Raw genomic sequence first — 21,072 nt, 5'->3', positions numbered from 1 at the left:
CCGCGATCCACGTCGCGCCGGCGCCGTCGCCGAGAAGGAGCCGGGATGCCTCGCAACTGGGCAGGAACGTACGAGTACACCGCGGCGCGCATCGTCGAGGCGACCTCGGTCGACGACGTCGTCCGCGTGCTGCGCGAGCCCGGCCGGGTGCGTGCGCTGGGCACGCGGCACTCGTTCACGGACCTGCCCGACACCCCCGGCACGCTGGTGGACGTCACCGGCTTCGCGCCCGAGTTCGAGCTCGACGAGGCGGCGGGCACGGTGACCGTGCCCGCCGGCATCCGCTACGGCGTGCTGGCCGTCTGGCTCGACGAGCGCGGGTGGGCGCTGCGCAACATGGGGTCGCTGCCCCACATCAACGTCGGCGGTGCCACCGCGACGGGCACGCACGGTTCGGGCGACGCGAATCCGGTGCTGTCGGCATCCGTCCGCGCCCTGCGCTACGTCGGCGCCGACGCCGAGGTGCACGAGGTGCGCCGGGGCGATCCCGACTTCGACGCCCTCGTCGTCGGGCTCGGCGCCTACGGCATCGTCGTGGCCGTAACCCTCGACGTGGTTCCCTCCTTCCGGCTCCGGCAGGACATCTACACCGGCGTGACGTGGGATGCCCTCCTCGCCGGCTACGACGGGCTGACGGCGGCGGGGTACAGCGTGTCGGTCTTCACGCGGTGGGAGGCGCCGGCGGTCGGGTACGTGTGGGTGAAGACCCGGCTCGACACCGACGCGGACGCCGTCCCCGACACGATCCTCGACGGCACCCGCTCGCTCAGCGGGGACTCGCCCCTGGGCGCCGAGGACAACGTCACCGAGCTCGCCGGCGTGCCCGGACCCTGGATGCTGCGCCTGCCGCATTTCCGGCTGGACGCGCAGCCGTCGTTCGGCGACGAGATCCAGAGCGAGTACTTCGTCGACCGTGCCGACGCTCCTGCGGCGCTGGACGCGGTGCGGGCGCTGGGTGACGGCATCCGCCCCCACCTCATCTGGACCGAGCTGCGCACCGCCGCCGCCGACGAGCTGTGGCTGAGCCCGGCCTACCGGCGCGACGTCGCGATCATCCACTTCACATGGCGCAACGAGCCCGACGACGTCGCGGCCGCGGTCGCGCGCATCGAGGCGGCGCTCGAGCCGTTCGCGGCGCGCCCGCACTGGGGCAAGCTGCACGGCTTCGACCGGGCGGCGATCGAGCGCGTGCACCCGCGGCTGGCCGACGCGCGCGCCGTCTTCGAACGGCTGGATCCGGAGGGGCGCTTCACGAGCGCCCACCTGGAGCGCGTGGGCGTCCGCGAGGCGCGCTGACCCGACCCGCGCGCGGGCGCGCCGAGCCGGTGGCCGTCAGCTCGCGCGGGCGGGCACCGTCTTCGGCTCATCGCCGGGGAGCACCCGGATGGGCGTCGTTCCGGCGACCTCGTCGCTGAAGTCCTCGGGGGTGACGACGGTGAGCGGCCGCGTCTCGTCGAGCGTGAGGAGGAACCTCTTCTCGTCGTGGCGGCGCAGGCGGCCAGAGGCGATCAGCCACGTCGCGCCGATGCCGAAGGCGACCAGCGCCGCGACGGCGCCGAGGAGGATCGCGGTGCGCGGACCGAACTCGGCGGCGACCCACCCGACGATCGGGGCGCCGACGGGGGTCCCGCCCATGAGGATCGCCATGTAGAGCGCCAGCACGCGGCCGCGCAGTGCCGGATCGGTGGTCGTCTGCACGTAGCCGTTCGCGGTGGTCAGCATCGTCACGACGGCGAACCCGGTGAACATCAGCGTGACGGCATACGTCCAGTAGGTGGGCATGATCGCCGACACCGTCGCGGCGATCGCGAACAGCAGCGTGCCCATGATGACCACGCGGATGCGGGCGCGGTCGCGTCGGGCTGCGAGCAGTGCACCGGCGAGCGAGCCGACCGCGAGGACCGAGCTGAGCAGGCCGTAGCCATCGGCCTCCTGGCCGAACTCCAGCGCCATCGTCGAGGCGAAGATCGGGAAGTTCATGCCGAACGCGCCCACCAGGAACACCATCGCGAAGGTGACCATGAGGTCGGGGCGCCGCCCGACGTAGCGGAAGCCGTCGGCCAGGCGCGACGCCTTCGAGGCCTTGATGCGGGGGATCAGCTCATCGGTGCGGATGAGCAGCAGCGCCACGATCATCGCGCAGAACGTCACGCCGTTGACCAGGAACACCCATCCCGTGCCGATCGCGACGATGACGACGCCGGCGACGGCGGGACCGATCATGCGGGCGCCGTTGAACGACGCGGCATTCAGGGCGACCGCGTTCGACGCGCTCTCTCGTGAGACCAGGTCCGAGACGAACGCCTGGCGCGCCGGGTTGTCGAAGGCGGCGATGATACCCAGGCTGAACGCGAAGACGTACATCAGGGGCAGGGTCATCACGCCCAGCAGCAGCAGGATGCCGATCACCACGCCGACCGTCAGCAGCAGGCTCTGCGTGACGACGAGCAGTCTCCGCCGGTCGAATCGGTCGGCGACCCAGCCGGTGACGCCAACGAGCAGCAGCGGCGGCGCGAACTGCAGCGCCATCGTCACGCCCATCGCGGCGGCGTCGTTGTCGGTGAGCTCGGTGAGCACCACCCAGCTCAGCGCTGTCGCCTGCATCCACGCGCCGATGTTCGACACCAGCGCGCCGATGAACCAGACCCGGTAGTTGAAGGCGGAGAAGGACCGGAACATCGCACTCATCGCGTGGCCATCCCCGCCATGATCTCGGCGGCACGGACGATCGTCGCGCGTTCGTCGTCGGTCAGTTCGGCCAGCGCGGTCTCGACCCACGCGTCGCGGCGCCGGGCCGTCTCGTCGACGACGGAGCGGCCGGAGTCGGTGAGGGAGATGACCACCTTGCGCCCGTCGTTCTCGTCGGCGCTGCGGGTGATCCAGCCGGAATCCTGAAGGCAGTTGACGGTGCGGTTCATCGACGGCGCCGACACGCGTTCGCGTTCGGCGAGCTCGCCCAGCGTGTGCGGCCCGTTCTTCCACAGCGCCGCGAGCACCGCGAACTGGCCGTCGCTCATCGAATCGACGGCGCGCTGGGTGCGCATGCGTCGTGCGAGGCGGAAGGTCGCGATCCGCAGCTGCGAAGCCGCCGCCGAGAGGTCGGAGTGGTCGCCGATCTCGGTGCCGTCGTCTGTCGTGGGGGTTCCGTTGCTGCTCATTCGATTATTTAGCATAGCTCATTAGCTTTGCTAAAGAAAGTGCGGACCGGCAGGATCCAGCGGATGCCGCGCCCCGCGCGCCCTAGACTCTCGCCATGCCCGAGTACCGCGACGCGCACGGTGTCACGATCGTCTACGACGTCCACCCCGCCATGACCGAGCCGCGAGCGGTCGTGCAGCTGCTGCACGGCGTGGGGGAGCACGCCGGCCGCTACGCAGCCCTCATCGACGCGCTCACGGCCGACGGCTTCATCGTCTACGCCGACGACCACCGCGGCCACGGCCGCACGGGCGCGAAGCAGCACGGCGGCGACGCGTCGAAGCTCGGGAGGCTCGGTCCCGGCGGCTTCCGCGCGGCCGTCGCCGCGGTATGGCAACTGACCGAGCTGATCCGCGACGAGAATCCGGGGCTGCCGCTGGTCCTCCTCGGCCACTCCTGGGGATCGTTCATCGCCCAGAAGCTGATCAACGCGCACCCCGCCGCCTATGACGCACTCATCCTGAGCGGCTCGTCGCTGCTGTGGCCGGGGTCGCTCAACTCCGGCGACCTCAACCAGCCGTGGAGCGGCGAGGGGTCCACGGGCGTCGAGTGGCTCTCGTCGGATACCGCCGTCGGGGACGCGTTCCTCGCCGACCCGCTCACCACGACCACGTCGCTGCCGAAGCTGTTCGGGGTCATGGACACGCTGCGGCTGCTCGGCAAGCCGCGCAAGAACCTGGGGCGCGACATCCCGACCCTGCTGATGGTGGGGCGCGATGACACGGTGGGGGGCCCGCGCAGCGTGCATCGACTCGCCGACGCCTACCGCAAGCGCTCCGGCTTCACCGACGTGACGACGCTCGTCTACCCGGGCGCGCGCCACGAGATCTTCAACGAGACGATGCAGGAGGACGTCCGGGGCGACCTCCTCGCGTGGCTCGACCAGCGCATCGCCGTGCGCGACTGACCTGCCGGCCGATGACGGCCCGGCAGGTGCGGGCGAGCGACCAATAGGCTGAATGCATGCACGGCGAATACAAGGTGCCCGGCGGAAAGCTCGTCGTCGTCGACCTCGAGGAGCGCGACGGCCGGATCGCGGACTTCCACCTCGCGGGCGACTTCTTCCTCGAGCCCGACGAGGCGCTGCTCGACATCGATGCCGCGGTCAACGGCCTGCCCGTCGAGGCGGATGTCGCGACCATCGCCGCCGCCGTGCGCTCGGCGCTTCCCGAGGGTGCGCAGCTGCTGGGCTTCACCCCCGAGGCGGTCGGCACCGCGGTGCGCCGCGCCCTCGTCACCGCCCCGGGATGGCGTGACTTCGACTGGGAGATCGTCCACGAGCGGCCGGTGTCGCCGCGCATGAACCTCGCCCTCGACGAGGTGCTCACGGGGCGCGTCGGCGACGGCCGGCGGCGCCCCACGCTGCGCATCTGGGAGTGGGACGAGAGTGCCGTCGTCATCGGCTCGTTCCAGTCGCTGCGCAACGAGGTCGATCCGGACGGCGCCGCGAAGCACGGCTACGACGTCGTCCGCCGCATCTCGGGCGGCGGCGCGATGATGATGGGTGCGAACTCGATCGTCACCTACTCGCTGTACGTGCCGGCATCCCTCGTCGCCGGTCTCACCTTCGCGGACTCGTACGCGTTCCTCGACGACTGGGTGCTGCAGGCGCTGCGAGCCCTCGGCATCGAGGCGACCTACCAGCCGCTCAACGACATCGCCTCGCCGCAGGGCAAGATCGGCGGGGCCGCCCAGAAGCGCCTGGCCAACGGGGGAGTGCTGCACCACGCGACGCTCAGCTACGACATGGACGGCGAGGTCATGACCGAGGTGCTGCGCATCGGGCGCGAGAAGCTCAGCGACAAGGGCACCACGTCGGCGGCCAAGCGCGTCGATCCCCTCCGCCGCCAGACCGGACTGCCGCGCGAGGCCATCATCGCCAAGCTCGAGGAGACCTTCACCACCCTCTACGGCGCCGTTCCCGGCCGCATCACCGACGACGAGTACGCCGAGGCCGAGGCGCTCGTGGAGTCGAAGTTCGCGACCGACGCGTGGCTGCGCCGGGTGCCGTGAGCGAGCCGGCCCAAGGGCTGGGTGCGGATGCCGCGACGCCCCGGCCCGTCGGCCCCGGCGACGTAGAGATCCACGAAGGCGACAACCTCGAGGTCGTCCGCGGGCTGCCGGACGGCTCGTTCACCCTCATCTACCTCGACCCGCCGTTCAACACCGGGCGCGTGCAGGAGCGGGCACTCGAGACCGCGCGGGCTCCGCAGGAGGAGCGGGAGACGGCATCCGTCATCCGGCGCGGCTTCCACGGGCGCGAGTACGAGCGGATCCGCGGCGACCTGCGCGGATACGACGACCGGTTCGACGATTACTGGGGCTTCCTCGAGCCGCGGCTGCTCGAGGCATGGCGACTGCTCGCCGACGACGGCACGCTGTACCTGCACCTCGACTACCGCGAGGCGCACTACGCCAAGGTGCTGCTGGACGCCCTGGTCGGGCGCGACCGGTTCCTCAACGAGCTCATCTGGGCCTACGACTACGGCGCCAAGACGCGCAAGCGCTGGCCCACCAAGCACGACACGATCCTGGTCTACGTCAAGGACCCGAAGGCGTACTGGTTCGACTCCGAGGCCGTCGACCGCGAGCCGTACATGGCACCCGGGCTGGTGACGCCCGAGAAGGCCGAGCGCGGCAAGCTCCCCACCGACGTCTGGTGGCACACCATCGTCCCCACGACCGGGCGAGAGAAGACCGGGTACCCGACGCAGAAGCCCGAGGGCATCCTGCGGCGCATCGTGCAGGCGTCGTCGCGCCCGGGCGACCGCGTCCTGGACTTCTTCGCCGGCAGCGGCACGACCGGAGCGGTGGCCTCGGCGCTGGGCCGGAACGCCGTGCTCGTGGACCACAATCCCGAGGCGATCGCCGTGATGCGCGAGCGGATGCCGCACGCCCGCGTCGTCGCGCGCTGAAGCCGCCGGCGGCCGCGGCCGCGGCATCCCGCGCCGCCTTAGGCTGGTGCCCATGCGCTTCGGAACCTTCATCCCCCAGGGCTGGCGATTCGATCTCGTCGGCATCGACCCCGCAGAGCAGTGGGCGGTGATGAACGGGCTCGCGCAGCGCGCCGACACCGGGCCGTGGGAGTCGCTGTGGGTCTACGACCACTTCCACACCACCCCCGTCCCCAGCGACGAGGCCACGCACGAGGCGTGGACGCTGATGGCCGCGTTCGCCGCGTCGACCAGCCGGATCCGCCTCGGCCAGATGTGCACGTGCATGGGCTACCGCAACCCGGCGTACCTCGCCAAGATGGCGGCCACCGTAGACATCGTCTCGGGCGGCCGCACCGAGATGGGCATCGGCGGCGGCTGGTACGAGCACGAATGGGAGGCGTACGGATACGGCTTCCCGCCGGTTCCGGAACGGCTGCGGATGCTGCGCGAGGGCGTCGACATCATGCAGCAGGCGTGGACGACCGGCCGGGCCACCCTCGACGGCCGGCACTATCAGGTCGAGGGGGCGATCGTGCAGCCGCAGCCGCTGCAGCAGGGCGGCATCCCGATCTGGGTCGCCGGCGGCGGCGAGAAGGTGACGCTGAAGATCGCCGCGACCTACGCGTCGTACACGAACTTCAGCGGATCGCTCGAGGACGTCGACCGCAAGAGCGCGATCCTGCGGGGCCACTGCGACGCCCTGGGCCGGGACTTCGCCGAGATCACCCGCAGCTCCAACTTCAACACGATCGTCGGCGCCACCGAGGCGGAGGCCCGCGATCGCCTGGCGGCGGTCAAGGCGCGTCTGCTGCCCCACGTCGGGCAGGAGCGCGCCGACCACCTCGAGCACGACTACCTCACCTCGCCCGCGTTCGGCTCGGTCGACCAGGTGATCGAGCGGCTGGCCGAGCGTGAGCGCCACGGCATCGCGTACGCGATCCACTACTTCCCCGAAGCGGCGTACGACCTCTCCGGCGTCGAGCTCTTCGAGCGCGAGGTGATCGGCGCGCTGGCCTGACGCCCGGCCGGAAACGGCAGAAGGGTGGATCCCCGCCGGCCCGATGAGATCGGCGGGGGTCCACCCTTCCTTGTCCCTGCGGGCGGGTCGGGCCCGCCCGCAGGAACCATCGCCGGGGGTCTACAGGGGCCCCGCGGCGATGAGTCAGAGCAGCGAGGCGATCGCCGCGTAGCCGTCGGGGTCGACCGCCGGTGCGCCGGCGGGACCGCCGAACACCCGGGTCGAGCCCGGCGCCGCCGACCAGGCCGGCCAGCCCGGGTCGCCGCCGACGACGAGGTCCACCGCCGCGCGGTGGGTCTGGTCGGCCAGCGACTGCGGCGGGTTCGGGCCGGTCAAGGGCTCGATCTTCACCGAGTCGAGGCAGTCGAACCAGAACGGCACGTCGATGCAGTGCACCGCCGCGTCGTGCACCATGCCCGGCTGCGTCGAGCGGAACGCGTAGCGGTACACCCACGTGGGGGCCGCGCCGCGGGCGCGTGCGGTCTTGACGACGGCGGTGCGGAACATGCGGTCGGTGATGTAGCGGCCGACGACCGCGGCGTGGCCGCGGGCCACGACATCGCGGTTGGCGGCGACGTACGCCTTGCGCTGGGCGCCCTTGAGCCCCGACTTGCCGAGGAGGATGCCCAGGGGGATCCACCGCAGCGTCTTGGCGGATCCCGCCACGACCATCGAGAACTCATCGTCGGTCGCGCCGAGGACGAGCGGCTTGTCGGCCCCGACGCCCGCGGCGAGCGACTCCGTGGTCGGACGCGTGATCAGGTCGCCGTCGATGGACGGCCCCAGGGTCAGCCCCTCGTCGAGCATCTTCGTGATGGCATCGGGCCCCGACACATCAGTGGCCGCCTTCTGCGCCTCGATGAGGCGCTCCTCGGACACCGTCGACAGCGCCGCACGCGTCGGCGCGACCCCCACCCGCGCGGCGACGTCGCGCCCGATGCGCTCCCACGTCGCGGGGGTGACGTCGGCGGTCGCGCCGGACAGCGCCCACACGCCGTGGAACAGGTGCTGGGCCGCCGGCATCCCGAGCAGGGTCAGCACCGCCCCGCCGCCCGCGGACTGCCCGGCGATCGTGACGCGTCGTGCGTCGCCGCCGAAGTTCGCGATGTTGTCCTGCACCCACTGGAGCGCCAGCAGCCAGTCGCGCACGCCGCGGTTGGACGGCGCGTCCTCGATCCAGCCGAAGCCGTCGAACCCCAGCCGGTACGAGATCGTCACGGTGACGACGCCGTCGCGGTTGAACGAGCGTCCGTCATACCAGAGGCTCGCCGGAGAGCCGGCGAAGTAGCCGCCGCCGTGGATCCACACCAGCACCGGGAGAGCGGCATCCGTCTCGCCCGGCACAGGGGTGAAGACGTTCACGTTGAGCGTCGAGTCGCCGGGGATCGACGGTTCGGGGATCAGCGTCACACCGGGGTCGCCGCGCTGCGCCGTCGCGCCGAATTCGCGCGCGTCGCGCACGCCCTCCCACGGCTCCACCGGCACCGGGGCGGCGAAGCGCAGCTCGCCGACCGGGGGCTTGGCGAACGGGATGCCGAGGAACGCGGCGCTGCGCGTCTCGGAGCCCGGGATGCCGCGCCACGCGCCGCGGACGCGGCCCGCCCGGGTGTCGACCTCGACGAGGGTCTGGGTTTCGGTGTCTGTCATGCATCCACTCCTATCGCATGCAGGTGGGGTTTCATCGGACGCTCTTGATGGGGGCGGTGGCCACGGCGCCCAGCACGACGAAGACCGTGGCGAACACGAACAGCATGGCGTAGCCGCCGAGCGCGCTGATGATGAGCAGCGCGATGGACGGGCTGAGCGCCTGCGGGATGTTCGTTGCGACGTTCAGGATGCCGAGGTCCTTCGCCGCGGCACCCTCGGGGTTGGGGAGCACCTCGGTCATCAGGGCCGCGTCGACCGACATGTAGATGCCGAAGCCGAGTCCGTTGACGATGCTCATCGCGATCATGCCGTTCATGTCCGGCATGAAGACGGGGATCAGGAACCCGACAGCCATGATCGCGGACGCGACGTAGATGAAGACCTTGCGGCGGCCAACCTTGTCGCTCCACCACCCGGACAGGCCGATGGCGATCAGCGTCGGCACGAAGGCCACAAGCGTGAGGGTCAGCACGGCCCCCTGCGCGTCTGGCAGCGAGAGGCCGATGTACTTCTGCAGCATGTAGAGCTGGTAGCTCGACACCACGAAGTAGCCGAGGATGAGCAGGAACCGCGCGGTGAAAGCCCAGAAAAAGTCGGGGTGCTTGCGCGGGTTCACCCAGAAGCCCTTGAAGAATGCGCCCCAGCGGAAGGGCTCGATCGCGGCGTTCTTCGACGACCAGTCGCGGTTGACGAGCACGAAGAGCAGGGTCACGACGATCACGGTGATGCCGAACACCGAGTACGCGACGCCGAACTGTGCCGCCAGCGCGCTCGCGACCATGACCCCGAGCATGCCGCCCAGCTGCATGCCGATGCCGAGCATGGCGCTCGCGCCGCCGCGCTTCGAACGCGGGAAACGGTCGGCAGTGATCGTCGTCAGCGGTGCCTGAAGGAAGTTCAGCGCCACCTGGATCACGACCCAGAAGACGGTGAGCCAGACGAGCTGCGTCAGCGAGCCCATGCCGAGCAGCAGGATGCCGCCGATCAGCGCGCCGATCACCATCCACGGTGCGCGTCGGCCGAAGCGCGAGCGGGTGCGGTCGCTGAAGGCGCCGGCGAGAGGCTGCGCGAAGAGCGTGAAGACGAACGAGACCGTCGTGACGATCGCGAAGTTGGCCTCGGCGTTCTCCGCGCCGAAGAGCACCTGCACCTGGGTTGGGAGCAGGATCGCGATCAGCCCCGCATAGGTGGCGAACAGGGTGAGCCCGGCGACGAGCATGCTCGGCAGCAGGCGCTTGTTGGCGGGCGGGCTGGCCGCGGGTTCGCCGGAGGCGGGAGGCTCGTTGCGGATGAGGCCGGTGGCGGCGATGTCGATCGCCGGGTCGGGCGCGGGCTGCATGGTCACGGAGGACTCCTCTTCGTCGAGACGTCGGGGTGTGGTCGGGTCGAAATGCGAACAGCGTTCGGGAAGTAGTGTGACGCATCCGTCCATAAAGTTCAAGACGTGAACTATGTGTAACGATTCCACAACGGGGTGACGGCGCGAAAGCCGAGCTCCACTAGCGTTTGAGCCGTTTCTATCGAAGGAGATGACATGGCACGACTGCTTCCCCGGATCGCCCTCGCGACCGCGGCCATCCTCGGCGTCACCGCCCTCGGCGGGTGGACCGCACCCGCCGCCAATCCCGCCCCGTCCAAGCGCGACGCCGTCGTGCAGGTGTACTTGACGCGGCACGGCGAGACCATCCTGAACTCTCTGCACCTCGTGCAGGGCTGGTCGGACTCGCCGTTGACCGCGAACGGTCGCGCGACGGCGACCACCGTCGGCGCGAACCTCGGTGCGGCCGTCGGCAAGATCGACGAGGCCTACTCGGCCGACATGGTGCGCCACTACGAGACCGCGACGCTCATGTTGCAGGGCGCGGGCTCCAAGCTTTCCGTCACGCGCGACGAGGGTCTGCGCGAGCTGAACTTCGGCGGCTGGGAGGGCGCCAAGCAGAGCACGATGGGCGGCGCCGTCTTCGGCTACCTCGGTCAGCAGGGCATCACCGACCCGACGCTCGGCCAGATGACCGACGCCATCGTCGCCACCAACCCGGTGGCCGCGCTGCCGGCCGAGAACTGCGACGCCGTCGCGGACCGCATGCTGTCCTCGCTGAACAGGATCGCCGCGGATGCCGCGAAGCACCGCGACGACAACGTGCTCGTCGTCTCGAGCGGCCTGTCGATCTCGTGCCTGCTGGTCGACCTCGGCGCGGAGGCTCAGCTGCCCGAGACCGGCATCGCCAACGGTGCGGTCAACCTGCTCGAGTACAAGGCGGGCGTCTGGACCGTCAGGTCGGTCAACGACACGCAGTACGCCGGTTGAAAGACCGGCCCCGGGCGGGAGGCGTCATCGACCCTTCCGCCCGGAGCCTACGATTGCGGTCATGCCCCTCGCCACGCCCGATGTGCGCCGACACAACCTCGGCCTCGTGCTGGCGCAGGTGCTCGACGGCGACGGCGCCGCCCGCGCCGACATCGCCACCGCGACCGGCCTCTCGCGCGGCGCGGTCACCTCCCTCGTGACGGAGCTCATCGACGCCGGGCTCGTAGAGGAGAGCGAGATCGTCGCCCCCGTCGGGATGGGGCGCCCGCGCACGATGCTGCGGCCGGCGGCATCCGCTCCCTGCGTCCTCGTCGCGCTCCTGGATGCCGACCACGCGACCGTGGTCGCGAGCACGCTCGCCGGCGAGGAACTGGTTCGCTCGGCTCCGCGGCACGGCCGCCCGATGGGCGACCCAGGTGCGATCGCCGACGTGCTCGGCGGCGCGATCGACGACGTGGCGACGGCCGTCGCCGCCACCGGGCGCCGGATCGCGGAGGTGTGCATCGTGGTGTGGGCACCCGTCGGCGGCACCCCGGTGCGGGTCATCGCCGACACCGATCTGGGCTGGGGGCAGGTCGACCTCCTCGAGCTCCTCCGGACGCGATCGACGTTCCTGGCGCGGTTCGAGGCGGAGGGTGCTCGCCCACGCCTCGTACCGGATGTGGAGGTCGCGGCGCTCGCCGAGCACGACTCGGTCGGCAGGCCGGAGACCCTGCTCTACCTCAAGGCCGACTCGGGCATCGGCGGTGCACTGGTGTTCGCCGAGGACGACGACCGCGGCGCTCGCGTGGTCGGTTCTGCGCTCGGTCATCTGCCGGTGGTGCCCGACGGGCTCGCCTGCACATGCGGTCAGCGCGGCTGCCTGGTCACGGTGGCCGGCCCCGACGCGCTGCTGGAGGCGTCGGGGCTCGACGGCCTCGCCGCGGAGGACGGACTGACGGCCGCGCTGGAGGAGTTCGTCGCGCAGGTGGGGGCGGGGTCCGAGCCGGCGGCATCCGTCTGGCGCCGGGCGGCGGGCGAGCTCACCCGGACGCTGCAGATCCTCGCGGTGTCGCTCAGGCCCGACGTCATCGTGCTCGGCGGCTTCGTCGCCGCGCTCGCCGAGGACATCGCGTCGGAGTTCGGCGCGATCCAGCCCGACGTCGCCTACACGGACGACTTCGGGATCGCCGAGGTGCGCGGCAGCAGCCTCGGCGCGGACGCCGCCCTGCGCGGCGCGCTGCGCGATGCGCGGATACGGTTCCTGGCGGATCCGCTCGCCTGATCAGGCGGACGGACCCTCGCCGTCACGAGCGCGCGGGGTCATGAGCTCGAAGAGGGCGTCGACGACGGCGGCCATGTCGATCTCGGGCTCCAGCATCCACTGCACCTGCATGCCGTCGGCGACGGCCTGGAAGATGCGGGCGAGCGTGTCAGGGTCGACATCGGCGGAGATCTCGCCGGATGCCTGACGCTGGGCGATGTCGGCCGCGAACAGCGTGCGCAGCCCCTCGCCGCGCGAGAGGAAGAACTGGTGCGCCGGGTGGTCCGGGTCGGCGGCATCGACCGACAGCCTGGCGAACAGGTGCACGAGCCCCGGCACGTCGGCGTTGTGGCGGATGACGCCGAGATAGCCGGTGCGGATATCGGCGAGCTCGCGCCCCGATGCCGCCGTGAAGCCGTGCTCGATGTCGCCGACCAGTCCCTGCTCGACGGTGTCGATCTCGTCGCGCTTGCGGAGGATCTCGGTGAACAGCTCCTCCTTGCTGTCGAAGTAGTGCAGGAGCCCGGCCTGACTGAGGCCCACGGCTTCCGCCAGTTCCTTCACCGACGCGCCGCGGTAACCCTCGCGGGCGATCACTTCGAGCGCGCGGGCGAGGATCTCCTCGCGTTTGGCGACGCCCTTCGCGTAGGAGCCTCGTCGCCCTGTCCGGCTTTCTGCCATAGGAGAAGTAAACCCGAATGATGCTTGATTTCTCAAAACCAAGTGACATATGGTTTTCTGCGAGTCGCTCACCGACGAGACCCTCACCCACCCGAAGCAAGGACCGTCCATGACAGTGCCGTCACAGAACACCGCACCGATGACCGAGAACACGTTCGTCGCCACCGCCGCCGGCAACGACGACCCGCCGCCGCCCGTCAAGGGCCTGCGGCGGCTGATGTGGTCGATCATCCCGGCGAACATCGCGATCTTCATGGTCTGGGGCGCCGTGCCGGGCATCCTGCTGCCGCAGCAGATCACGCTGGCTTTCGGCGAAGAGAACCAGATCAACGTCGCCAACCTCGCAATCGTCTCCACGATCGGCGCCTTCGCGGCGATGATCGCCCAGCCCATCGCCGGCCAGCTTTCCGACCGCACGCGCTCGCGGTTCGGCCGCCGCGCCCCCTGGATCATCATCGGTGCGCTGACCGGAGCGCTGTCGCTCATCGGTCTCGCCTTCGCGGGAAGCCTCGTCGGCTTCATCATCGCGTGGGTGCTGGTGCAGGTCTGCTTCAACTTCGCGCAGGGACCGCTGTCGGCGGTCATGCCCGACCGGGTTCCGCTCAAGCGACGGGGCACCTTCGCAGCCCTCTCCGGGATCGGACTCATGGTCGGCGCTCTCGGTGGCCAGATCGTGGGCTCGATGTTCTTCAGCAACATCGCCGTCGGCTACATCACGTTCGCAATCCTCTCGGTCGTCATCCTGACGCTGTTCGTGATCTTCAACCCCGACTACTCCAGCACCAAGCTCGCCTCCGAGCCCTTCAGCTTCGTCGAGTTCCTGAAGACCTTCTGGGTCAACCCCGTCAAGCACCCGGACTTCTTCTGGGCCTTCACCGGCCGCCTGCTGCTGTACACCGGCTACTTCGCCGTCACCGGTTACCAGCTCTACCTGCTGCAGTACTACTTCCACGTGGACCACCCTGAGTCGGTCATCCCGCTGCTCGGCCTGCTGAGCCTGGTCGGCATCATCATCTCGACGGTGGTCTCCGGACCGCTATCCGACAAGGTCGGTCGTCGTAAGCCGTTCGTGTTCGCGTCGGCGGCGGTCGTCAGTCTCGGGTTCCTGCTGCCCTGGTTCTGGCAGGACCTGAACGCGTGGATGATCATGACGTTCATCGCCGGCTTCGGATTCGGCATGTTCCAAGCGGTCGACACAGCGCTGATCAGCGAGGTGCTCCCGTCGGCGAAGTCCTTCGCCAAGGACCTGGGCGTCGTCAACATCGCCGCCACCCTTCCGCAGACGCTCGCCCCGGGTGTCGCCGGCCTCATCGTCCTGCTGTTCGGCTACCAGGGCCTGTTCCCGGTCGCGATCGTCCTCGGCATCCTGGGGGCGTTCGCGATCTGGCCGATCAAGTCGGTGCGCTGATGACATCGACGATGAGCGCGACGACGGATGCCACCCGCCGCCGTATCCGTCGCCCCGCCGCGCTGCTGTGGTGGTCGCTGGGCCTGCTCGCCGCCTTCGTGGCGATGGGCGTGGCCGTCGGGCTGAACCCCGAAGCGCCCTTCACCCAGGGACTGGACGACGGGTGGCGCGCGTTCGTCGGCGCGGCGCCGGACGGGGGCGCCCACACCTGGGCGCTGCCGATGCTGTTCCAGTACCTGGGCGAGCTTCCCGGCGCGGTGCTCACCGTCATCCTCATCCCGCTCGGGCTCGTCGTCGTGGGGCGCTGGCGGTCGGCGCTGTTCTTCCTCTCGGCGACGCTGGTGTCGGCGGGACTGCTCTCGCAGGGCATGAAGAACCTGGTCCACCGCCCCCGGCCCGCCGACGACGCGGCACTGGGACTGTACGCGCCGCTGTTCCAGGTCGACCACGGGTCGTTCCCGTCCGGCCATGCGGTCTCGGCCGCGGCGCTGGTGTTCGGCATCGCGGCGCTCATCCCGGCCACCCGCGTCGTCGCCCGCCGGATCTGGTGGATCGTCGGCGCCGTCATCATGCTGGGCATGATGTGGCAGCGCACACTCATCAACGCCCACTGGCTGTCGGACACCGTCTTCGGCCTCGTGGCCGGCGCGGCGGGCGTCCTGCTCATGTGGTGGGCGTTCTGGCCCTGGTTGCAGCGGGACTACGGCCGGCCGGTGTGGTTCCTGCACGACCGACGCGCCGCGGTCGCGGCATCCTGACCCCTGAAACCCCGATGAAAGGAACTCCATGAGCATCCCCGATGTCACGGAACTGACCCTCGAAGAGAAGGCGTCGCTGACCAGCGGCGCGAGCTTCTGGTACACCAAGCCGGTGGAGCGCGTGGGCGTGCCCGCGATCATGGTCACCGACGGTCCGCACGGTCTGCGCAAGCAGCGCGAGGGCGGTGACCACCTCGGCATCGGCGACAGCGTGCCGGCCACCTGCTTCCCGCCCGCCGTGGGCCTGGGCTCGTCGTGGGACGTCGAGCTGATCCACCGCGTCGGCGAGGCCCTCGGCACCGAGACCTCGATCGAGAACGTCGGCGTGCTGCTCGGCCCGGGCATCAACATCAAGCGCTCGCCGCTGTGCGGCCGAAACTTCGAGTACCTCTCCGAGGATCCGATCGTCTCGGGCGTGCTGGGTGCCGCGATCGTCAAGGGCATCCAGTCGAAGGGCGTGGGCACGTCGCTCAAGCACTTCGCCGCCAACAACCAGGAGAACGACCGGATGCGCTCGTCGAGCGACATCGACCCGCGGCCGCTGCGCGAGATCTACCTGCGCGGCTTCCAGCGGGTCGTCGAGGACGCCCAGCCCTGGACGGTGATGTGCTCGTACAACCGCATCAACGGCGTGTACGCGTCGGAGGACCCGTGGCTGCTCACGCAGGTGCTGCGCGACGAATGGGACTTCGAGGGCCTCGTGGTGTCGGACTGGGGCGCGGTCAACGAGCGTGTGCCGGGCCTGGCTGCGGGCATGGACCTCGAGATGCCCTCCTCCGGTGGCGCCACCGACGCTCAGATCGTCGCCGCCGTGAAGGACGGCTCGCTGGATGAGGCGGTGCTGGATGTCGCCGCAGGACGCGTGCTCGACCTCGTGCGCAAGACGACCGACGGTGCCGGCGCCGCGCAGGGACCGCTCGACGTCGACGCGCACCACGCGCTGGCCCGCGAGGCCGCCGGCAGCTCGATCGTCCTGCTGAAGAACGAAGGCGGGCTCCTGCCGCTGGCCGAGGACGCGAAGCTCGCGGTCATCGGCGAGTTCGCCGCCAAGCCCCGCTATCAGGGCGCCGGCTCGTCGCTGATCAACCCGACGCGTCTGGATGTCGCGCTCGACGAGATCCGCGCGCTCGCCGCCGGTGACGTGGCCTACGCGCAGGGCTTCAGCAACGCGCTCGAGGTCGCCGCCGACGAGGCCGCGGCGCTGCGCGAGGAGGCGGTGGCCGCGGCATCCGCCGCCGACGTCGCCGTCGTGTTCCTCGGGCTGCCCGCGCGCCTGGAGTCGGAGGGCTACGACCGCGAGGACATCGATCTGCCGGCCGCGCAGCTGGAGCTGCTGGAGGCGGTGCTCGCGGTGAACGCGAACACCGTCGTGGTGCTCTCCAACGGCGGCGTCGTGGCGCTGCCCTTCGCGGATCGCGTGCCGGCGATCCTGGAAGGGTGGCTGCTCGGCCAGGCCGGCGGCGGCGCGACCGCCGACGTGCTGTTCGGCGCGGTCAACCCGTCGGCCAAGCTCACCGAGACGATCCCGCTGCGCCTGGAGGACACCCCTGCATACCTCGCGTTCCCTGGCGAGTTCTCGCACGTGCGCTACGGCGAGGGCCTGTTCGTCGGCTACCGCTGGTACGACGCGCGCCGCATGGACGTCGCGTTCCCGTTCGGTCACGGCCTCTCGTACACGACCTTCGCGTACGGGGACGCCGCCGCCGCGGTGAACGCCGCCGGTGACGTCGAGGTGACGGTGGCCGTCACCAACACCGGCGAAGTGTCGGGGCGCGAGGTCGTGCAGGCCTACACGTCGCTGGCCGGGTCGTCGGTGCAGCGCGCTCCGCGCGAGCTCAAGGCGTTCGCGTCCGTCGCGCTCGAGCCGGGCGAGACCCGCGAGGTCGTGCTGACCGTGCGCCGCAAGGATCTCGCGTACTGGGACATCCGCGCCGACCGCTGGATCGTCGAGGGAGGCGAGTACGCGATCGACGTCGCGGCGTCGAGCCGCGACATCCGCTCGTCCGTCACGGTGACGATCGACGGCGACGCCCTGCGCGTGCCGCTGTCGCGCTCGTCGTCGATGGGCGAGGTGTTCGCGCACCCCGTCGCGGGCCCGATCGTGCAGGCCGCGATGGCACAGATGATGGGCGGCATGGGCGAGGCCACGGCATCGGTCATGCCCGAAGGCGTGGACATGTCCAAGATGATGGACTCGTTCCCGATCGGCCGCATCGGCATGATGGCCGCGCTCTCGGGCGACGGCGCAGGGGTCTCTCCCGAGATGATCGACGGGCTCATCGCGATGGCGAACGCCCCGCAGCAGGGCTGATCGACCGAACGGATGCCCCGGCACCGGGTCCCTCGCGGGCCCGGCGACGGGGCATCCGTCGTGTGTGCGTCAGTCGGCGAGGAAGGCCAGCAGCGCCTCGTTGACCTCGGCGCCGTGGGTCCACAGCATGCCGTGCGGCGCACCCTCCAGCTCGACGTAGACGGCGTCGGGGAGAAGCTCCCGGAATCGGCGGGCCGTCGCGTCGATGGGCAGGATGTTGTCGGCGGTGCCGTGCACGATCAGCGCCGGGACGTCGATCGCGGCGATGTCGGCGCGGAAGTCGGTCGGCCAGGTCAGCGGCGCCGCGGCGATCGCGGTGTTGCCGGCGAGGTTCGCGACCTGCACGCTCGCGTCGACCGCCTCCTGAGAGATGCGCGAGCCGAGCGTCTGGTCGAGGTTGTAGAAGTCCTTGAAGAACCCGCCGATGAACGCGTAGCGATCCTCGCGGACGGACTGCGCGATGCCGTCGAAGAACTCCTGCGGCCCGGCGCCGCCGGGGTTGTCGTCGGTGATCAGCAGGAACGGCTCGAGCGAGCCGAAGAACGCCGCCTTGGCGACGCGTCCGCTGCCGTACCGGGACAGGTATCGGGCGACCTCGCCGGTGCCCATCGAGAACCCCACGAGCACGGCGTCGCGGAGGTCGAGATCCTCCATGAGCGCGTGCAGATCGGCAGCGAACGTGTCGTAGTCGTAGCCCGAGCCGGCCTTGCTCGACGCCCCGAAGCCGCGGCGGTCGTACGCGATCACGCGGTATCCGGCATCCCGCAGCGCCGCCTGCTGCTTGCCCCAGGACTCGCCGTTCAGCGGGAAGCCGTGGATCAGCACGACGGGCTGTCCGTCCGCCGGACCCTGGTCGGTGTAGTAGATGTCGACGTCGGCCGAGTTCTCGGTCCCGACGGTGATGTACGCCACGATCGCTCCTTCCGGGACCGGGAACGGATTCCTCGTCTCGTGCCTCGATCAGCACGAGTGCCGCGGCCCCGCGTCCGACGCTAGGCCGAGGCATCCGCCACCGCCAGTGTCCGGTGCGTGCGTGTCGGGGCTGTTCACGCGGAGTTCAGCCCCGGTCGCCGGCATCCGTTCGCCCGGCGACGGGCACCGGTCGTCGAGCGAGCGAGGAACGAGCGAGACGAAACGCCCCGGAGCCGGCGCGGAGGTCAGGCGTCGCGTGCGGCTCCCGGCGACGGCACGACGGTGAAGATCGTGGGGGCGGCGAACCCCGCGGCGGCGAAGGCCGCGGTCGCGGCATCCGTCACCGCCGACACGCGGTCGTGGGCGACCAGGGCGATCGCCGCGCCGCCGAACCCGCCGCCGGTCATGCGCGCGCCGACGGCACCGGCCGCCAGCGCGGCCTCGACCGCCGTGTCGAGCTCCGGCACCGAGATCTCGAAGTCGTCGCGCATCGACGCGTGGGAGGCGATCAGGAGCTGCCCGATCGCGGTGGGGCCCTGCTCGCGGAGGGTGCGCACGGTGTCGAGCACGCGCTGGTCCTCGGTGACGACGTGGCGCACGCGCCGGAAGGTGACCTCGTCGACCAGCTCCGCGAGGCGCGGGAGGTCGTCGGGGGTGACGTCGCGCAGCGCGGGCACGCCGAGCGCCGCGGCACCGCGCTCGCACGCCGCACGGCGCTCGCCGTAGCCGCCGGTGGCGTGGGAGTGCTTCACGCCGGTGTCGATGACGACCAGCTCGAGGCCGGCATCCGCGAAGCCCAGGTCGACGATCTGCGCGTCCAGCGATCGGCAGTCCAGGAAGATCGCGGAGTCGGCGCGGCCGAGCAGCGACGCCATCTGATCCATGATGCCGGTGGGTGCGCCGACGGCCTCGTTCTCGGCGCGGCGGCCGACCTTCGCGAGGGTGACCCGGTCGATGTCCAGCCCCCAGGTCTGGGCGAGCGCGACGGCGGCCGCGCCCTCGATCGCCGCGGACGACGACAGACCCGCGCCGACGGGCACGTCGGAGGCGAAGGCGAGATCGACGCCGGCGACCGACGCCGGGTCGGTTCCGGATGCCGCCAGCAGCGCCCACGCCACGCCCAGCGGATAGCGGGCCCACTCCGCGATGTCGTCACGGCGGGCGGGGAAGAGCGCGTCGAGCTCGGCGAGGGCGACCTCGACCGCGGCGTCGTCGAAGGTCGACACGACGCGGATGCGGCCGTCGCCGCGCGGGGCCAGCGCCACGTGGGTGCGGTGCTGGATCGCGAACGGCAGCACGAACCCGTCGTTGTAGTCGGTGTGCTCGCCGATGAGGTTGACGCGTCCCGGGGCCGACCAGGTGCCCACCGGCTCGGTGCCGAAGCTCTCCGCGAAGAGGGAGCGGGCGGCGTCGGCGGTGCGGATGTCGGTGGCGGTCACAGGGTCTCCTCGGGGATGGATGCGATGGCCTCCCGCAGCTTCGCAGCGGCCGTCTCGGGCGGGATGTCGCCGATCCAGGCGCCCATGGCGGCCTCGGATCCGGCGAGGAACTTGAGCTTGTCGGCGGCGCGGCGCGGTGACGTCAGCTGGAGGTGCAGCCGCGCGGTGTCGCGGCCTCGGTGCACCGGCGCCTGGTGCCACGCGGCGATGTACGGCGTGGGGGAGTCGTACAGGGCGTCGACGCCGCGCAGCAGCCGCAGGTAGAGCGGCGCGAGCTCGTCGCGCTCGGCATCCGTGGTCTCGGCGAAGTCCGCGACGTGACGGTGCGGCAGCAGGTGGATCTCGATCGGCCAGCGCGCGGCGAACGGGACGAACGCCGTCCAGTGCTCGCCCTCGAGGATCACGCGCTCGCCGGCGCGCTCGAACTCGAGGATGCGCGCGAACAGGTCGGGCCCCTCGCGATCGATCGACGCGAGCAGACTCGTGGTGCGCGGCGTGATGTACGGGTACGCGTAGATCTGGCCGTGCGGGTGGGGGAGGGTGACGCCGATCGCCTCGCCGCGGTTCTCGAACGGGAAGACCTGCTCGATGCCGGGGAGGGCCGAGAGGGCTGCGGTGCGGTCGGCCCACGCCTCGATGACGGTGCGGGCGCGCGTGGCGGACAGCGACCCGAACGAGCCGGAGTGCTCGGGGCTGAAGCACACGACCTCGCAGCGGCCGACGCTGGTGCGGGTGCGGCCGAGTCCGGGCGTGACGAGGTCGTCGAGGTCGCGCGGCGCGTCGACTCCGGCGGGGGCGTCGCCGTGCGCGACCCCGAGCGCAGGGCCGAACGACGGCGACTTGTTCTCGAACACCGCCACGTCGTACAGCGACGGGATCTCGGACGGGTTCGTCGGCGTCTGCGGCGAGAGCGGGTCGAGCTCGGCGGGCGGGAGGAACGCCCGGTTCTGGCGGGCGGCCGCGATCGACACCCAGTCGCCGGTGAGCACGTCGCGTCGCATCGTCGCGGTCTCGGGGCGGGGCGCGAGCTCGCGCGCGTCGATCGCGCGCTGCGGCCCGAGCGTCGTGTCGGGGTCGTCGTAGTAGATCAGGTCGCGCCCGTCGGCGAGGCGGGTGGCGCGTTTGACGACGCCGGCGCCGAGCGTGCGCGACGCGGGCGGGTCTCCCTGAAGCGTGTTCACGTCAACACGCTAGCAAATCCGATATGTTAGCG

18 protein-coding genes are annotated in these 21,072 nt (G+C 70.9%); 10 read left to right on the top strand and 8 right to left on the bottom strand.

Going from position 1 to position 21,072, the window contains the following annotated elements; all coding sequences use genetic code 11:
- Positions 1-45 precede the first annotated feature (45 nt).
- Positions 46-1,296 (top strand): D-arabinono-1,4-lactone oxidase, encoded by a 1,251-nt coding sequence (locus AC1DDU_RS04955; RefSeq protein ID WP_477431696.1) that lies wholly within the window; start codon positions 46-48, stop codon positions 1,294-1,296.
- Positions 1,297-1,332: 36 nt separating this feature from the next.
- On the opposite strand, the gene AC1DDU_RS04950 is transcribed toward AC1DDU_RS04955, so the two are convergent.
- Together AC1DDU_RS04950 and AC1DDU_RS04945 are read right to left on the bottom strand one after the other, a co-directional pair.
- Positions 1,333-2,679, bottom strand: coding sequence for an MFS transporter (locus AC1DDU_RS04950; RefSeq protein WP_477431694.1), 1,347 nt, complete (start codon positions 2,677-2,679; stop codon positions 1,333-1,335).
- A gap of 5 nt (positions 2,680-2,684) precedes the next feature.
- Positions 2,685-3,158: a MarR family winged helix-turn-helix transcriptional regulator gene (locus AC1DDU_RS04945; protein ID WP_477431692.1), complete on the bottom strand. Its 474-nt coding sequence runs from the start codon at positions 3,156-3,158 to the stop codon at positions 2,685-2,687.
- Positions 3,159-3,253: 95 nt separating this feature from the next.
- On the opposite strand from AC1DDU_RS04945, the gene AC1DDU_RS04940 reads away from it, so the two are divergent.
- The 4 genes from AC1DDU_RS04940 to AC1DDU_RS04925 are packed head-to-tail and all read left to right on the top strand — an operon-like array spanning position 3,254 to position 7,152.
- A complete protein-coding gene (locus AC1DDU_RS04940; protein ID WP_477431690.1) occupies positions 3,254-4,105 on the top strand; it encodes an alpha/beta fold hydrolase in 852 nt (283 codons plus the stop codon).
- Between the two features lie 56 nt (positions 4,106-4,161).
- Positions 4,162-5,211 carry a lipoate--protein ligase family protein gene (locus AC1DDU_RS04935; RefSeq protein WP_477431688.1) on the top strand — a complete coding sequence of 350 codons (1,050 nt, stop codon included), beginning with the start codon at positions 4,162-4,164 and terminating at the stop codon, positions 5,209-5,211.
- A 17-nt stretch (positions 5,212-5,228) separates the two neighbouring features.
- On the top strand, positions 5,229-6,113 hold the full coding sequence (locus AC1DDU_RS04930; RefSeq protein WP_477433427.1) for a DNA-methyltransferase: 885 nt from the start codon (positions 5,229-5,231) through the stop codon (positions 6,111-6,113).
- A gap of 52 nt (positions 6,114-6,165) precedes the next feature.
- The gene (locus AC1DDU_RS04925; protein WP_477431686.1) at positions 6,166-7,152 is read left to right on the top strand and encodes an LLM class F420-dependent oxidoreductase; all 987 of its coding nucleotides are present in this window, start codon (positions 6,166-6,168) and stop codon (positions 7,150-7,152) included.
- Positions 7,153-7,296: 144 nt separating this feature from the next.
- Here AC1DDU_RS04925 and AC1DDU_RS04920 read toward each other — a convergent pair whose 3' ends face one another.
- Positions 7,297-8,799, bottom strand: a complete 1,503-nt coding sequence (locus AC1DDU_RS04920; RefSeq protein WP_477431684.1) for a carboxylesterase/lipase family protein — start codon at positions 8,797-8,799, stop codon at positions 7,297-7,299.
- 31 nt (positions 8,800-8,830) lie between these two features.
- Positions 8,831-10,138, bottom strand: a complete 1,308-nt coding sequence (locus tag AC1DDU_RS04915) for an MFS transporter (protein ID WP_477433425.1) — start codon at positions 10,136-10,138, stop codon at positions 8,831-8,833.
- A 195-nt stretch (positions 10,139-10,333) separates the two neighbouring features.
- Here AC1DDU_RS04915 and AC1DDU_RS04910 point away from each other — a divergent pair, with 195 nt between their 5' ends.
- Both AC1DDU_RS04910 and AC1DDU_RS04905 read left to right on the top strand, forming a co-directional pair.
- Positions 10,334-11,107, top strand: coding sequence for a histidine phosphatase family protein (locus AC1DDU_RS04910; protein WP_477431682.1), 774 nt, complete (start codon positions 10,334-10,336; stop codon positions 11,105-11,107).
- A 61-nt stretch (positions 11,108-11,168) separates the two neighbouring features.
- Positions 11,169-12,371 carry an ROK family protein gene (locus tag AC1DDU_RS04905; RefSeq protein ID WP_477431680.1) on the top strand — a complete coding sequence of 401 codons (1,203 nt, stop codon included), beginning with the start codon at positions 11,169-11,171 and terminating at the stop codon, positions 12,369-12,371.
- Here AC1DDU_RS04905 and AC1DDU_RS04900 read toward each other — a convergent pair whose 3' ends face one another.
- Positions 12,372-13,031 carry a TetR/AcrR family transcriptional regulator gene (locus AC1DDU_RS04900; protein ID WP_477431678.1) on the bottom strand — a complete coding sequence of 220 codons (660 nt, stop codon included), beginning with the start codon at positions 13,029-13,031 and terminating at the stop codon, positions 12,372-12,374.
- A gap of 109 nt (positions 13,032-13,140) precedes the next feature.
- Between AC1DDU_RS04900 and AC1DDU_RS04895 the strand changes: the two genes are divergently transcribed.
- From AC1DDU_RS04895 to AC1DDU_RS04885, 3 genes are read left to right on the top strand one after another with little or no spacing between them, the layout of a single operon-like run.
- Positions 13,141-14,439 (top strand): MFS transporter, encoded by a 1,299-nt coding sequence (locus AC1DDU_RS04895; RefSeq protein WP_477431676.1) that lies wholly within the window; start codon positions 13,141-13,143, stop codon positions 14,437-14,439.
- 11 nt (positions 14,440-14,450) lie between these two features.
- Positions 14,451-15,197, top strand: a complete 747-nt coding sequence (locus AC1DDU_RS04890; protein ID WP_477431674.1) for a phosphatase PAP2 family protein — start codon at positions 14,451-14,453, stop codon at positions 15,195-15,197.
- Between the two features lie 28 nt (positions 15,198-15,225).
- Positions 15,226-17,508: a beta-glucosidase gene (locus AC1DDU_RS04885; RefSeq protein ID WP_477431672.1), complete on the top strand. Its 2,283-nt coding sequence runs from the start codon at positions 15,226-15,228 to the stop codon at positions 17,506-17,508.
- Between the two features lie 69 nt (positions 17,509-17,577).
- On the opposite strand, the gene AC1DDU_RS04880 is transcribed toward AC1DDU_RS04885, so the two are convergent.
- The 3 genes from AC1DDU_RS04880 to galT form a co-directional block, all read right to left on the bottom strand.
- Positions 17,578-18,420, bottom strand: a complete 843-nt coding sequence (locus tag AC1DDU_RS04880; RefSeq protein ID WP_477431670.1) for an alpha/beta fold hydrolase — start codon at positions 18,418-18,420, stop codon at positions 17,578-17,580.
- Between the two features lie 245 nt (positions 18,421-18,665).
- Positions 18,666-19,844, bottom strand: coding sequence for a galactokinase (gene galK, locus AC1DDU_RS04875; protein WP_477433423.1), 1,179 nt, complete (start codon positions 19,842-19,844; stop codon positions 18,666-18,668).
- A gap of 11 nt (positions 19,845-19,855) precedes the next feature.
- Positions 19,856-21,040 (bottom strand): galactose-1-phosphate uridylyltransferase, encoded by a 1,185-nt coding sequence (gene galT / locus AC1DDU_RS04870; RefSeq protein WP_477431668.1) that lies wholly within the window; start codon positions 21,038-21,040, stop codon positions 19,856-19,858.
- Positions 21,041-21,072 lie beyond the last annotated feature (32 nt).

The sequence above is a fragment of the Microbacterium sp. 05T445 genome (genome assembly GCF_056395865.1).
Note: the sequence above shows the minus strand (reverse complement) of the source record. Positions and strands in the feature narration are given on the sequence as shown.

What these genes read in the sequence shown, in the direction of transcription:
- AC1DDU_RS04935 (WP_477431688.1), top strand. Translation starts at nt 4,162, where the DNA reads ATGCACGGCGAATACAAGGTGCCCGGCGGAAAGCTCGTCGTCGTCGAC.
- AC1DDU_RS04915 (WP_477433425.1), bottom strand. Translation starts at nt 10,138, where the DNA reads ATGCAGCCCGCGCCCGACCCGGCGATCGACATCGCCGCCACCGGCCTC.
- AC1DDU_RS04885 (WP_477431672.1), top strand. Translation starts at nt 15,226, where the DNA reads ATGAGCATCCCCGATGTCACGGAACTGACCCTCGAAGAGAAGGCGTCG.
- AC1DDU_RS04900 (WP_477431678.1), bottom strand. Translation starts at nt 13,031, where the DNA reads ATGGCAGAAAGCCGGACAGGGCGACGAGGCTCCTACGCGAAGGGCGTC.
- AC1DDU_RS04950 (WP_477431694.1), bottom strand. Translation starts at nt 2,679, where the DNA reads ATGTTCCGGTCCTTCTCCGCCTTCAACTACCGGGTCTGGTTCATCGGC.
- AC1DDU_RS04895 (WP_477431676.1), top strand. Translation starts at nt 13,141, where the DNA reads ATGACAGTGCCGTCACAGAACACCGCACCGATGACCGAGAACACGTTC.
- AC1DDU_RS04920 (WP_477431684.1), bottom strand. Translation starts at nt 8,799, where the DNA reads ATGACAGACACCGAAACCCAGACCCTCGTCGAGGTCGACACCCGGGCG.
- AC1DDU_RS04890 (WP_477431674.1), top strand. Translation starts at nt 14,451, where the DNA reads ATGAGCGCGACGACGGATGCCACCCGCCGCCGTATCCGTCGCCCCGCC.
- AC1DDU_RS04925 (WP_477431686.1), top strand. Translation starts at nt 6,166, where the DNA reads ATGCGCTTCGGAACCTTCATCCCCCAGGGCTGGCGATTCGATCTCGTC.
- AC1DDU_RS04940 (WP_477431690.1), top strand. Translation starts at nt 3,254, where the DNA reads ATGCCCGAGTACCGCGACGCGCACGGTGTCACGATCGTCTACGACGTC.
- AC1DDU_RS04955 (WP_477431696.1), top strand. Translation starts at nt 46, where the DNA reads ATGCCTCGCAACTGGGCAGGAACGTACGAGTACACCGCGGCGCGCATC.
- AC1DDU_RS04945 (WP_477431692.1), bottom strand. Translation starts at nt 3,158, where the DNA reads ATGAGCAGCAACGGAACCCCCACGACAGACGACGGCACCGAGATCGGC.
- AC1DDU_RS04910 (WP_477431682.1), top strand. Translation starts at nt 10,334, where the DNA reads ATGGCACGACTGCTTCCCCGGATCGCCCTCGCGACCGCGGCCATCCTC.
- AC1DDU_RS04905 (WP_477431680.1), top strand. Translation starts at nt 11,169, where the DNA reads ATGCCCCTCGCCACGCCCGATGTGCGCCGACACAACCTCGGCCTCGTG.